12 protein-coding genes are annotated in these 12,787 nt (G+C 61.6%); 8 read left to right on the top strand and 4 right to left on the bottom strand.

The features are described 5' to 3' along the window. Window positions 1–262: 262 nt before the first annotated feature. Window positions 263–1,864, bottom strand: a complete 1,602-nt coding sequence (rtcR, locus tag C4J83_RS17770; protein ID WP_124417792.1) for an RNA repair transcriptional activator RtcR — start codon at window positions 1,862–1,864, stop codon at window positions 263–265. 213 nt (window positions 1,865–2,077) lie between these two features. Here rtcR and C4J83_RS17765 point away from each other — a divergent pair, with 213 nt between their 5' ends. From C4J83_RS17765 to C4J83_RS17750, 4 genes are read left to right on the top strand one after another with little or no spacing between them, the layout of a single operon-like run. Continuing rightward, complete coding sequence (locus C4J83_RS17765; protein WP_124417791.1) at window positions 2,078–3,304, top strand: RtcB family protein; 1,227 nt, start codon at window positions 2,078–2,080, stop codon at window positions 3,302–3,304. A gap of 13 nt (window positions 3,305–3,317) precedes the next feature. Continuing rightward, window positions 3,318–4,106, top strand: a complete 789-nt coding sequence (locus tag C4J83_RS17760; RefSeq protein ID WP_124417790.1) for a nucleotidyltransferase domain-containing protein — start codon at window positions 3,318–3,320, stop codon at window positions 4,104–4,106. 8 nt (window positions 4,107–4,114) lie between these two features. After that, window positions 4,115–5,140, top strand: coding sequence for an RNA 3'-terminal phosphate cyclase (gene rtcA, locus C4J83_RS17755; RefSeq protein WP_124417789.1), 1,026 nt, complete (start codon window positions 4,115–4,117; stop codon window positions 5,138–5,140). 50 nt (window positions 5,141–5,190) lie between these two features. Further along, a complete protein-coding gene (locus C4J83_RS17750) occupies window positions 5,191–6,153 on the top strand; it encodes a Dyp-type peroxidase (RefSeq protein WP_124417788.1) in 963 nt (320 codons plus the stop codon). Between the two features lie 11 nt (window positions 6,154–6,164). Here C4J83_RS17750 and C4J83_RS17745 read toward each other — a convergent pair whose 3' ends face one another. Further along, complete coding sequence (locus C4J83_RS17745) at window positions 6,165–7,037, bottom strand: undecaprenyl-diphosphate phosphatase (RefSeq protein WP_106579591.1); 873 nt, start codon at window positions 7,035–7,037, stop codon at window positions 6,165–6,167. A gap of 189 nt (window positions 7,038–7,226) precedes the next feature. On the opposite strand from C4J83_RS17745, the gene C4J83_RS17740 reads away from it, so the two are divergent. Continuing rightward, window positions 7,227–7,733 carry a GNAT family N-acetyltransferase gene (locus C4J83_RS17740; RefSeq protein WP_119736118.1) on the top strand — a complete coding sequence of 169 codons (507 nt, stop codon included), beginning with the start codon at window positions 7,227–7,229 and terminating at the stop codon, window positions 7,731–7,733. Between the two features lie 195 nt (window positions 7,734–7,928). Here the strand turns inward: C4J83_RS17740 and C4J83_RS17735 are convergent, their stop codons facing one another. Beyond that, window positions 7,929–8,870 (bottom strand): GlxA family transcriptional regulator, encoded by a 942-nt coding sequence (locus C4J83_RS17735; RefSeq protein WP_124417787.1) that lies wholly within the window; start codon window positions 8,868–8,870, stop codon window positions 7,929–7,931. 174 nt (window positions 8,871–9,044) lie between these two features. On the opposite strand from C4J83_RS17735, the gene C4J83_RS17730 reads away from it, so the two are divergent. From C4J83_RS17730 to C4J83_RS17720, 3 genes are all read left to right on the top strand, one after another. Then, complete coding sequence (locus tag C4J83_RS17730; protein WP_124417786.1) at window positions 9,045–9,659, top strand: TetR/AcrR family transcriptional regulator; 615 nt, start codon at window positions 9,045–9,047, stop codon at window positions 9,657–9,659. A 24-nt stretch (window positions 9,660–9,683) separates the two neighbouring features. Beyond that, complete coding sequence (locus C4J83_RS17725) at window positions 9,684–10,361, top strand: type 1 glutamine amidotransferase domain-containing protein (RefSeq protein WP_124417785.1); 678 nt, start codon at window positions 9,684–9,686, stop codon at window positions 10,359–10,361. Window positions 10,362–10,438: 77 nt separating this feature from the next. Beyond that, the gene (locus C4J83_RS17720; RefSeq protein ID WP_124417784.1) at window positions 10,439–11,560 is read left to right on the top strand and encodes an alkene reductase; all 1,122 of its coding nucleotides are present in this window, start codon (window positions 10,439–10,441) and stop codon (window positions 11,558–11,560) included. Window positions 11,561–11,721: 161 nt separating this feature from the next. Here the strand turns inward: C4J83_RS17720 and C4J83_RS17715 are convergent, their stop codons facing one another. Continuing rightward, window positions 11,722–12,720, bottom strand: coding sequence for an NAD(P)H-quinone oxidoreductase (locus C4J83_RS17715; RefSeq protein WP_106579596.1), 999 nt, complete (start codon window positions 12,718–12,720; stop codon window positions 11,722–11,724). Window positions 12,721–12,787: the final 67 nt, after the last annotated feature.

Genomic DNA, 12,787 nt, shown 5'->3' with positions numbered 1-12,787 from the left:
AGTGAGGGCACACCGAGCCCAGGCGAGGTGCCGAGTGGTGGGGCAAGAGCCCTTTGGTTACTTTGGGGCTTTTCCAAAGTGACCCGCCGTAAGGGCGGAACCGATATCCGCCATCACCCAGCTAACGGATATGCCCCCCCAAAGAGCCGCCAACTCAATTCCCCCCAGAGCGCCCAACTACCCAGACCCAAGAACCCGATAAAACCCACCTCAACCCCCACTAACAACGCGGAAAAATCCCCAGCGAATCAAGCGGCCAACCTCAGGCCTGCACAGACGCCACCTGCTTCCAATCCAGCGCAAACCGCGCCAGGTACTTACGCAAACGGTCCGCGTCATTCGGTTGCGCCTTGGCCTGACGCGACACACCGAACAACCGGCGCCCCGCATCCGAGAGGCTGTCGGACTGCCGACACACCTCAATCACCGCCTTCAGTTGCACCTGATCAAACAGATCCAGCTCCGCCGGCAGTAAGGCTTGCCAATCAGCCTGCGGCGCAGACACCCCCCAGGCATAACGCAAACGCTGAATTTCCTCTTCAGCCTGCGCCTCATCAATACGCCCACTGTCCGCCAGCGTGGCCATGCGGGTGATCGAGGCCGACAACTCACGAAAGTTACCCAGCCAGGCGGCTTCGCTGGAGCAGGCAAACGCCAGGTAACGCCGCCGCGCCTCCAGGTTAAAACGCACGCGCCGGCCTTGCTCGCGGGCATGGCGCTCCAATTCGAAATCGATATTGGGTTCGATATCCTCACGCCGGCCCGCAAGGCCCGGCAGGTCAAAGGTCCACAGGTTGATCCGCGCGTAAAGGTCTTCGCGAAACAACCCTTGCGCCACCCGCTCGCGCAGGTCGCGGTGGGTGCCGGCGATGATCAGGAAGTCGCTGCCCACCTCTTGGTCGGCACCCAATGGGTAGAAGCGTTTTTCTTCGATGGCCTTGAGCAGCATCGCCTGCTCATCCAGCCCCAGTTCGCCGATTTCATCGAGAAACAGCATGCCGCCATCCGCCGCGCGCAGCAGGCCGTCGCGGGCATTTTGGGCGCCGGTGAAAGCGCCCTTGATGTGACCGAACAACGCCGACATCGCGCCATCGCCGCGCAATGTCGCGCAGTTCACTTCAACAAAACGCCCCTGGATTTGGTGGCGGCTGCGCTTGAGTGCGTAGATGCGCCGGGCGAGGAATGACTTGCCGGCACCGGTGGGGCCGATCAGCAGCATCGGCGCCTTGGAGCGCACGGCCACGCGTTCGATCTGCTCGATGGAGTGGTTGAAAGCGCTATTGCGCGTGGCGATGCCTGACTTGAGAAACGCCAGGCCTTCCAGGCGCTTGTGGGCAAAGCGCGACGCGATGCGGTCGTAGCGCGACAGGTCGAGGTCGATCAGCGTGTGCGTGCCGGTGGCGGGCGCGGTGTCGTCACGGCGGCGGGCCGGTGCGGTTTGGATCAGGCGCGCCGGCAGGTTGCGCGCCTCGGTCAGCAGGAACCAGCAAATCTGCGCCACGTGCGTGCCGGTGGTGATGTGGACCAGGTAGTCCTCGTGCTCGGTGTTAAAGGCATAGTCGGTGGTGAAATCGTGCAGCGCGGCATAGACCTCTTCGAAATCCCACGGGTTTTGCAGCGGCATCGCGTGCAGGCGCACCTCGGTGTGCGGGGAGATCTGCAGGATGTCGGCGCGCACCCGTTCGGCGAGGCTGACGTCGCGGGCATCGACGTCGTGGATCAGCTCCAGACGATCAATCAGTACATCGGCCTGCTGGCACAGACCGACGCTGGGGCGCCAGTGGTTCCAGCGGTTGGCGCCTTTGCCGACGCGGTCCAGCTTTGACCCGATAAACCCGATGGCGACGGTGCGCTTGTGCTTCATGGCTAGACCAAAATATAAGTGACGATAAGCAAGGATATGAATTGGCAAAGATGCTTGCCATCGATTTTCGGCGTTTAAATTCCATACCGGATGAATATCTATACAAAACAATGAGATAAAGATTTTATCTGGGTTTCGTAAAAAACTGGCACGCCCGCTGCTATAGCCTGTTCAACGCCGCGATGACGGCTTTCCAAAAAAAGAATCGAGATCATGCAAGAGAAAACCTACCAACTGCTGGAAGTGGCCAACGGCAAGCCGATCAAACTCTGGACCCAAGGTGTGCCGGTTGAGCCTGAAGCCCGCCAGCAGTTGATGAACACCGCCAAGATGCCGTTTATCTTCAAGCACCTCGCGGTGATGCCGGATGTGCACCTGGGCAAGGGTTCGACCATCGGCAGCGTAATCCCCACGGTGGGCGCGATAATCCCGGCGGCGGTGGGCGTGGACATCGGCTGCGGGATGATTGCCGCGCGCACCACGCTGACCGCCAGCGATTTGCCCGACAACCTCCACGGGCTGCGTTGTGCCATCGAGGCCGCCGTGCCCCATGGTCGTACCCGCAGCCGTAAAGGACGTGACAAAGGCGCCTGGGAGGACGTGCCGGCCCAGGCCGATCAGGTATGGGCGACGCTGCACCCCGGGTTCAAGGCAATTACCGATAAGTACCCGCAGCTTGAGCACAGCAACAACCGCCAGCATTTGGGCACGCTCGGCACGGGTAACCACTTTGTCGAGGTGTGCCTGGATGAAGCCAACCGTGTCTGGTTCATGTTGCACAGCGGTTCGCGCGGCGTGGGCAACGCCATCGGCAACCTGTTTATCCAGTTGGCGCAGGCGGACATGCGCCAGCACCTGGCCAATTTGCCGGACCGCGACCTGGCCTATTTCGAAGAGGGCAGCCAGCACTTCGATGACTATGTGCAAGCCGTGGGCTGGGCGCAGGATTTTGCCCGGCAGAACCGCGAATTGATGATGCGCGCGGTGGTTCAGGCCACGCGCCAGGTGATCAGCAAGCCGTTTGAGGTGGTGCTGGAAGGAGTGAACTGCCATCACAACTACGTGCAAAAAGAGCGGCACTTTGGTGAAGAGATCCTGGTGACGCGCAAAGGCGCGGTGTCGGCGAAGAAGGGCGAGCTGGGGATTATTCCGGGTTCCATGGGCGCAAAAAGTTTCATCGTGCGCGGCCTGGGCAACGAAGAGTCGTTCTGCTCGTGCAGCCACGGCGCCGGCCGCACCATGAGCCGCACCAAAGCGAAAAACACCTTCACGGTGGCCGACCAGATCCGCGCCACGGCCCACGTGGAGTGCCGCAAGGACGCCGATGTGATCGACGAAATTCCGATGGCCTACAAGGACATCGACGCCGTCATGCATGCCCAGCGCGAGCTGGTTGAAGTGCTGCACACCCTGCGTCAGGTGGTGTGCGTAAAAGGTTAAGAGGAGCACAACGATGGAAAGGGAAGAACGTCACCCACTCAGCGACGCCATGCGCGCGCGGGTGCTGGATGAGTTGGAACGCATAGAGCGCGAGCGCAACGTGAGCGTGCTGTATGCCTGTGAGTCGGGCAGTCGCGCCTGGGGGTTTGCGTCTACCGACAGCGATTACGACGTGCGCTTTGTCTACGTGGAAAAGCCTGATTGGTTTATGCAGGTGGATGCGCCGCGGGATGTGATCGAGCGCCCGCTGGATGACGAGCTGGATGTCAGCGGATGGGAGCTGCGCAAGACCTTGGGGCTGTTGCGCAAGTCCAACCCTACGTTGCTGGAGTGGCTGGATTCGCCCCTGGTGTATCGCCAGGAAACTGAGGCGACGGCGCAATTGCGGGCCTTGGCCGAAACGTTCTACAGCCCGCCGGCGGCGCGTAATCACTACTTGTCGATGGCCAGGAAGAATTTTCGTGGTTACCTGCAAGGCGAGGAGGTGCGGTTCAAGAAGTACTTCTACGTGCTGAGGCCGTTGCTGGCAGTGCGTTGGATCGACCTGGGCCTGGGACGCCCGCCGATGACGTTCGCCGACTTGCTTGGCACGGTGGATGACCCGCAACTGCTCGACGAAGTGGCAACGCTGCTGGCCCTCAAGCGCAATGCCGGCGAAGCCGCTTATGGACCACGGCGCCCGGCGCTGCACGCATTTATCCTGCGTGAGCTGGAACGCGAAGTGCCGGTTTTGCCACGCACGCAAGCAGACGCAAAGCGCCTGGATCATTACCTTCGACACACGGTTAACCGCTACGCATAAGGACGAACATGAAACAGGACGTGATTGAACTCGACGGCGCCATTGGCGGTGGCCAGGTGTTGCGCAGTGGCTTGAGCCTGGCAATGGTGACCGGGCTGACGTTGCGCATCAAAAACATCCGCGCCAGGCGCAGTCGGCCAGGCTTGATGCGCCAACACCTGACCGCCGTGCTGGCCGCCGCCCACGTGTGTGGCGCCACGGTGCAAGGGGCTGAGCTGGGCTCGCAGAACCTGCTGTTCGAACCCGGGCCGATACAAGGCGGCGAGTACCGCTTTGCGATCGGCACGGCCGGCAGCTGCACCCTGGTGCTGCAGACGTTGCTACCGGCGCTGTTGCGCGCGCCAACCGCCAGCCGCGTGACGATCAGCGGCGGCACCCATAACCCGCTGGCGCCGCCGGTGGACTTTTTGCAGCGGGCCTGGCTGCCGCTGTTGCGGCGCATGGGGGCGCGCGTGGAGTTGAACCTCACACGCCATGGTTTCGTCCCGGCGGGCGGCGGCGAAGTGGAGGCGTTTATCCAGCCATCGGACCTGCAGGCGTTGCAGCTGATGCAGCGCGGCAAGCTGCTGGAAAAACGCGCCATCGTCCTGAATGCCGGCCTGGCGGATCAGGTGAGTGAGCGTGAATTCAAGCGCGTCCGCCAGCGCCTGGGGTTTACCGAGGCGCAGCTGTTCCCGGTAGACATTGACCCGCAGCAAGGACCGGGCAATGTGCTGATGCTGGAATACGTCCACGCGCAGGTCACCGAAGTATTCAGTGCGTTCGGCATGACCACCGTGCGAGCCGAGGCCGTGGCCGATGAGGCCATCAACCAGGCGATGGAGTGGCAGGGCACCGACACCGCGGTGGGTGAGCACCTGGCGGATCAACTGCTGTTGCCGATGGCGTTGGCCGGCGGCGGACGTTTTACCACGCCACACATGAGCGAGCACTTGCACAGCAATATGACGGTAATTCAACGCTTCCTGCCGGTGGTGATCGAAAGCCGTGTGCGCGAGGAGGGCGGGTTGCTGGTCGAGTGTCGCGGGGTCTGATCTGCTAACCTGCGCGGGTCAAAACCGCCCTTAGCCTGTGGATGTTCATCATGAATACGTGCCCCGTTCAGCCACCCCTTGAACCGCAGTCCGTTTGCCACCCCATCACCAGCAGCGCGATTTTCATGGTCGCCACCCTGACGCCCGGCAATCTCGACACTGTGCGAGGCTGGTGCGGTGACATTGCCGGGCTGGTGCGTTCGGTCGGCAAGCGCGTACCGGCAGGCAACCTGACCTGCGTCTGCGGGTTTGGCTCGGATGCCTGGGACCGGCTGTTCGGCGCCCCACGCCCGGCGGCGTTGCATCCATTTCGCGAGTTTGGTGTGCAAGGGCGCAAGGCCGTCTCGACCCCTGGCGACATCCTGCTGCACATCCGTGCCGAGCAGATGGACCTGTGCTTCGAGTTGGCCACCCAACTGATGGCGGCCCTGGGCGACAGCGTCCAGGTCGTGGATGAGGTCCAGGGTTTTCGCTACTTCGATATGCGCAGCATCATCGGCTTTGTCGATGGCACCGAGAACCCGGTGGGGCGCAAGGCGGTGGGTTTCACAATCGTCGGCGACGAAGACCGCGAATTCGAAGGTGGCAGCTACGTGCTGGTGCAGAAATACCTGCACAACATGGCGGCCTGGAACGACCTGACCGTGGAAGCGCAGGAGAAGGTGATCGGGCGTACCAAGCTGGCGGACATCGAACTGGATGAAGAGACCAAACCGAGCAACTCACACAGCGCGTTGACCGTTATCACCGACGAGCACGGTGAAGAGGTGAAGATCCTGCGCGACAACATGCCCTTTGGCCGCCCGGGCGCCGGTGAGTTCGGCACCTACTTTATCGGCTACGCGCGCTCGCCGAAGCCGCTGGAGCAGATGCTGGAAAACATGTTTGTCGGCCGCCCCGTGGGTAATTACGACCGCTTGCTGGACTTCAGCACGGCGGTCACCGGCGGCCTGTTTTTCGTGCCCTCGGCCGACCTGCTCGAAGCGTTGGCCGACCGCCAGCCCGGGGCTTAGCTCGGCACGGTTTAACTCAAGAAGCCGGTGCTGACCGCCACGATCAGGAAAATCCCCAGCAGCGCGCGGTAGATCACGAACGGCCAGGTGGAGAACCGCTCCAGGAACTTCATCAGGCCCCAGATGGCAAAGAATGCCGAGACGCTGGCGACCACCAGCCCAAAGATCAAGTGCGACCAGGCGTGGGCGGGCATGTCGGCGTGCAGCAGCACCCACAGTTCTTTCAAACCGGCGAGGGCGATGGCCGGCAGGCCCAGCAGGAAGGAAAAGCGCGCAGCTTCTTCACGCTTGAAGTTCAGGAACAGCGCGGCGGTGAGTGTCGAACCGGAGCGCGACACCCCAGGAATCAGCGCGCCAATCTGCGCGATACCGACAATCAGCGCATCGCGCAGACGCATTTCGCTCATCTCACGGGTGTGGCGCGCGCGCACTTCGGCCACTGCCAGCAATACCGCCATCACCACACAGGCAATCCCGATCACCATCAGGCCGCGTAGCGGCGAGTTGCAGGTATTCAAGGTCGAAGACAGCGCCAGGCCGGCAATCCCAATCGGGATAGTGGCCAACACAATCGCCACGGCCAGTTTGAACCACCGGTCGTTGTAGTCGCCGCGGCGCACCGCGCTGATGCTGCCGGTGGTCACCTGGCGCACGTCACGCCAGAAATAACTGACCACCGCCGCCAGCGCCGCCAACTGCATGGCCGCGGAAAACGCCGAGCCCGGGTCTTGCCAGCCGAGCAGGGCGGGCACCACTCGCATATGGGCTGTGGACGACACCGGCAACAGCTCGGTAATGCCCTGGATTACGCCCAGGATAAAGATCTGCAGGTAGTCCAGGGAGGCAAAGCCCACATCCAGGCCGGCGGAACAGACGTTTGTCAAAATACGTGTCCTTGAAAAAAGGGGCTTTTGAAGAATCAGTGGGCGAAGTTTATTCTAAATGTTTCAGGATATTGGACGCGGAAAAGCAAATTCGCAATCGGTTCAGCAAACAGAAAGGTTATGCAATGTATTGGCGTGTGTATCACTTTTGTGAACAATGGGGCCTTGCGTATTTTCACCGAGAGCCCAATGCCTGAAACCACCGTCGAATTGATCCAGACCGGCCCCGATGCGTCTGAGCTGATCCGTAATCTTTACCAGTACTATGCCTATGAGTCGTCAGACTGGGAGCAGGAAGATGTGGAGTCGGATGGCCGTTTCTACATCCATGACGAGCACCTGACCCGCTACTGGCACGACCCGCAATGGAGCGCCAACCTGCTGCTGGTGGATGGCTACATCGCCGGTTTCCTGCTGATCGAAGGCAGCGAACTGCCGGGCATCGACGCGCTGGAACTGGCCGACCTGTTCATCCTCAAGCGCTACCGCCGCAAGGGCATTGGCCGCGCTATCGCCACCCAAGTGCTGCGCAGTGGCGAGGCCAATTGGCTGGTGCGGTTCTACGATCAGGATGAAGTGTCGCAGGCGTTCTGGCGCGCGGTGCTCGATGACCTGCCGCGCCCGGTGCAGATGCTTGAGCTGGATGACGATCCGCAGTTGGTCAGTTATTTGATTACGCGGGCCGCGCTGCATTAAACACGATGTTGAACTTAGCCGGGCACGGCCGCACTTGAACTCGTCGGCCGGTTTCGCCCTGAATGGCACACGCCCAAGAGCGTCGCATCTGCTCTATTCGCAGTGCGTTTTGCTTGAATATCCGAAGTGCACGGTGACCAGCCCTGACCGGGATACGGGTAAACAACCTAAAAGCCAAAGCCCTGATCACTGCCGCTAGGCACCCGCGTTGAACAACACTTGCTGCATCGCTTGCGGCGGCTGCCCGAATGCGCGCAGAAACGCCTGGCGCATGCGCTCGCGGTCACCGAAGCCGGTTTCGCGGGCCACCACTTCGACCGGGTGACGGCTGGTTTCCATCATCGCCCGGGCAGCTTCCACCCGCAGCGACTCGATGGCCTTGGCCGGCGTTTGGCCGGTTTCTTCGCGGAATACTCGGCTGAATTGACGTGGGCTCAGCCGGGCCACCTCGGCCAAGGCTTCCACCGACAGGTCATGGGTCAGGTTTTCGCGCGCGTAGGCCAGGGCCAGTTGCACGCGGTCGGATTTGGGGTCCAGTTCCAGCAACGCCGACAATTGCGATTGCTCACTGCCGCGGCGCTGGGCAATCACCAGCTTGCGGGCGATACGCCGGGCGAGGTCGCTGCCCAGATCGGCTTCCACCATGGCCAACGCCAGGTCGACTCCGGCGCTCATGCCGGCGCCGGTCCAGACCTGGCCGTCAACCACGAACAGTTTGTCTTCTTCGAGCTGAATATCCGGGTAGCGCTTGCGAAACGCCGGCGCGTGGATCCAGTGGGTGGTGGTGCGCTTGCCTTCGAGCAAGCCGGCTTCGGCCAGCACAAAAATGCCCATGCACAGCGAGGCCACGCGCCGCGACTGGGCAGAGGCGGCTTTGACCAATTCCAGCAGGTTGGCCTCGGGCAGGCGAAATTCCAGGTAGCCGCTGACGATCAGCGTGTCATAACCCTGTGGCCGAATTTGGCTGGTATTCACCGAAAAGCCCTGGGAGGTCATGACGGCGCCGCCGCTCTCCGAGACCAGATGAAACTCATAAGCCGGCTCACCGCGCAGCAGGTTCGCGCACTCGAACACCGAACCCAGGCTGAGGCTCAGGGACTGGAAATTCGGGTAAACCATCAGCGCAACGCTGTGCATCGTCATTCTCCAAAGGGCGCGGGAGAGGGGATTGTCGGCGGGTGCCAGGCAAACGGCAACCGACTTTGTGCCATGTCCGAAATCCTTGCGGATATGACATTGTTGAAGCTTTTCTCGACGCCTAACATCCCCTCAACGAACTAGACGACTGGTCTAATCGGGACGGGATAAATAATGACTAACGCGACTAACAGTACAAGGCAGACCATTCTGGATACGGCGCAATTGATTGTGAGCCGCAAAGGATTTTCTGCGGTGGGGTTGAACGAAATACTTCAAGCCGCCGATGTACCCAAAGGTTCGTTTTATCACTACTTCCATTCCAAAGATGCATTTGGCGTGGTCTTGCTCGATACCTATTTCGACCAATACCTCAAAGGCATGGAGCAACTGTTCCAGCAACCCGGACTGTCCTGGGCCGCCAGGTTGATGCGCTATTGGCACACCTGGATCGACAACCAGACCGGCTGCTCCGACGCGGGCAAATGCCTTGCCGTCAAACTCGGTGCCGAGGTGTCAGACCTTTCAGAGCCAATGCGTTTGTCCCTGCAGCGCGGCACCACTCGCACCATCGCCTTGCTGGCCGAGGCCTTGCAGCACGGCATCCAGGACGGCTCGCTGGCGGTTCGGCAACACCCCGACAGCCTGGCTCGGCGCTTGTATGCGCTGTGGTTGGGGACCAGCGTCATGAGCAAGATCACCCGAACATCCGCGCCTTTTGACGAGGCGCTGCTGCTGACCCGACAGTTATTGGGTTGCCCTGAACCTGCTGATGCATACACCTACTGAAACCATCGATCGAGGCACTGGAAAATGAAAGTATTAATGGTACTGACCTCTCACGACCAGCTTGGCAATACCGGTCGTAAAACCGGCTTCTGGCTCGAAGAATTTGCGGCGCCCTATTACACCTTCAAAGACGCCGGTGCCGAGCTGGTCCTGGCATCCCCGGCCGGCGGCCAACCACCGCTGGACCCGGTCAGCGATCAGCCGGATGCACAGACCGAGCAAACCCGTCGTTTCGCTGGCGACCCGGCAGCCCAACAGGCCCTGGCCAACACCGTCAAGCTGGACACGGTCAACGCCGACGACTTCGACACCGTGTTCTACCCAGGCGGTCATGGCCCGTTGTGGGACTTGGCCGAATCGCAAACGTCGATCGCACTGATCGAGGCCTTTGAGCGTGCCGGCAAGCCGATCGGTTTTGTCTGCCATGCACCGGGCGCTCTGCGTCATGTCAAGGCCGTGAATGGCGAGCCGCTGGTCAAGGGCCGTCGCGTTACCGGCTTCTCCAATGCTGAAGAAGCTGCGGTTGGCCTGACCGATGTGGTGCCGTTCCTGATTGAAGATGATTTCAAGGCGCTCGGCGGCCACTATGAAAAGGGCGCTGACTGGCAGTCTTTTGTGCTCGAAGACGGCTTGCTGGTGACCGGGCAGAATCCTGCCAGTTCCAGTGCCGTGGCCGAGGCCCTGCTCAAACTCACCGCCTGAATTAATCACACGCGTTATTGATTGGCGGCTCCTTGGAGCCGCCAATGCTTTGCTCGCCCTGAATTTGGAAGTTTCACATGACTCATCATTTAAATACCCCGGTAAAACTGGGGCATCACACGCTCAATAACCGAGTTGTCTTGCCGCCTCTGACGCGTCAACGCAGCGCGCAACCCGGCGATATCGCCACCGACCTGATGGCCGAGTATTACCGCCAGCGCGCCACGGCCGGTTTCATGATCAGCGAAGGCACGCAGATCGAACCGCGCGGCCAGGGTTACGCCTGGACGCCGGGTATCTACAGCCCGGCGCAAATCGACGGCTGGCGCAAAGTCACCGACGCCGTGCATGCCGAAGGCGGCGTGATCTTCGCCCAGCTGTGGCATGTGGGGCGTGTGTCCCATAACGCGCTGCAACCGGAGGGCGCTGCACCGGTCGCGCCGTCGGCCATTGCGGCGGAACAGGCGAAAGCCTTTATCGAAACCGGGCCCGGCGTCGGCGAGCTGATGCAGCCGCCCGTGCCGCGTGCCTTGAGCAGGCTGGAAATTGAAGAGTTGGTAGGGCACTACGCACAGGCGGCGCGTAATGCGTTGGACGCCGGTTTTGACGGGGTGGAAATCCACGCCGCGAATGGTTACCTGGTCAACCAGTTCATCTCCGCCCACGCCAACCAGCGTGACGATGAATACGGTGGTTCGCTGCACAACCGCCTGCGCTTTCTGCGCGAGATCGTCGAAGCCGTGACCGCCGTGGTCGGCCCGCAGCGCCTGGGTGTGCGTTTTTCTCCGTTGTTCAGCGGCACGGACCAGGACCGCGTGTACATCGGCCTGGTCGAGGAAGATCCGCATCACACCTACATTGAAGCGATCAAGGTGCTCGAGGCATCGGGCATTGCCTATGTGTCTATCGCCGAGGCTGACTGGGACAACGCTCCCGACCTGCCCGAGACTTTCCGTCAGGCGGTGCGCAGCACGTTCAGCGGGCGCATCATCTACGCCGGTCGCTATACCGCTGAGCGCGGGGCAGCACTGGTGGAGGCGGGGCTGGCAGACTTGATTGCCTTCGGCCGTCCGTTCATTGCCAACCCGGACCTGCCGCAGCGACTGTTCAACGGCTGGCCGCTGAACCCGCTGCGGGCGCAGGGCATGTACGGCGGCTCGGAACAGGGCTACACCGATTACCCGGCGTTCGCCGAGTAACCATTCGATGCCCCGGCACAGCTGCGTTGTCGGGGCCGTCGAGCAGTAGCACGGCGGCGAAGGCGGCGGGGCAGGCGACAACAGGGTGACCCTGCCGCCGCCATCGCAGCCTCGCTGGCTCTACAGCTGCCACCGTTAATCTTCAGCAGGGCAGATGAGCGTCATTCCACACGCAATACGATCTTGCCAATGTGATCGCCGCCTTCCATCCGCGCATGGGCCTGGGCGGCGTCGGTGTATTCGTACACCTTGTCGATCATCGGCAGGCAGCGTCCGGCGGACAGCACCGGCCACACGTATTCGCGCAGTTGTTCGGCAATGGCAGCCTTTTCGTCCTTGGTGCGTGCGCGCAGCAAGGAGCCGGTGATGACTGCGCGCTTGCCGAGGATGGTCAGCAGGTCGACGTCATTGGCCTTGCCGCCGCCGAGGAAGCCCAGCATCACCAGGTGCCCGTCCATGGCCAGGGACTTGAGGTTATTGTTCAGGTACGAGGCGCCCATGATGTCGAGGATCACATTCACGCCCTTGTTGTCGGTCTTCTGCGCGATGACCTCGGCGAAGTCCTGCTCGCGGTAGTTGATCGGCTCGGCGCCCAGCTTGGCGATCGCCGCACATTTGTCGGCGCTGCCGGCGGTGGCGAACGCCTGGATACCGTATTCGCGGCACAGCATCAAAGCGGTGGTGCCGATGCCACTGGTGCCGCCGTGGATCAGCACGCGCTGGCCGGTATGAGCGTCACCCAGGCCAAACAGGTTGGCCCAGACGGTGAAAAAGGTTTCCGGCACGGCGGCGGCTTGAATCCAGTCCATGCCATCCGGAATCGGCAAGGCCTGGCTGGCAGGCACTGCACAAAATTGTGCATACCCACCGCCGTTGGTCAGGGCACACACCTTGTCACCCAGCGCGTACTCGCTGACACCTTCGCCCAATGCAACCACTTCACCGGCCACTTCCAAGCCTGGAATGGGGCTCATGCCGGGCTTCATCGGGTATTTGCCGGCGCGTTGCAACGCATCCGGGCGGTTGACGCCGGCTGCGTGCACGCGAATCAGGATTTCACCGGGACCTGCCACCGGCACATCGGCCCGGCGTGGTTGCAGGACCTCGGGGCCGCCAGGGGCGGTGATTTCGATCAGGGTCATTTCTTTTGGCAGTGACATGTGCGATTACCTGCAGCGATGAGCGTATGGGTTGGGACCGCGTCGGGCAGTCGCCGGTTCAGCCGCA

Origin of the sequence: Pseudomonas sp. LBUM920 (genome assembly GCF_003852315.1) — a bacterium.
Classification (GTDB): Bacteria; Pseudomonadota; Gammaproteobacteria; order Pseudomonadales; family Pseudomonadaceae; genus Aquipseudomonas.
This window is presented reverse-complemented; position numbering and strand designations above follow the sequence as displayed.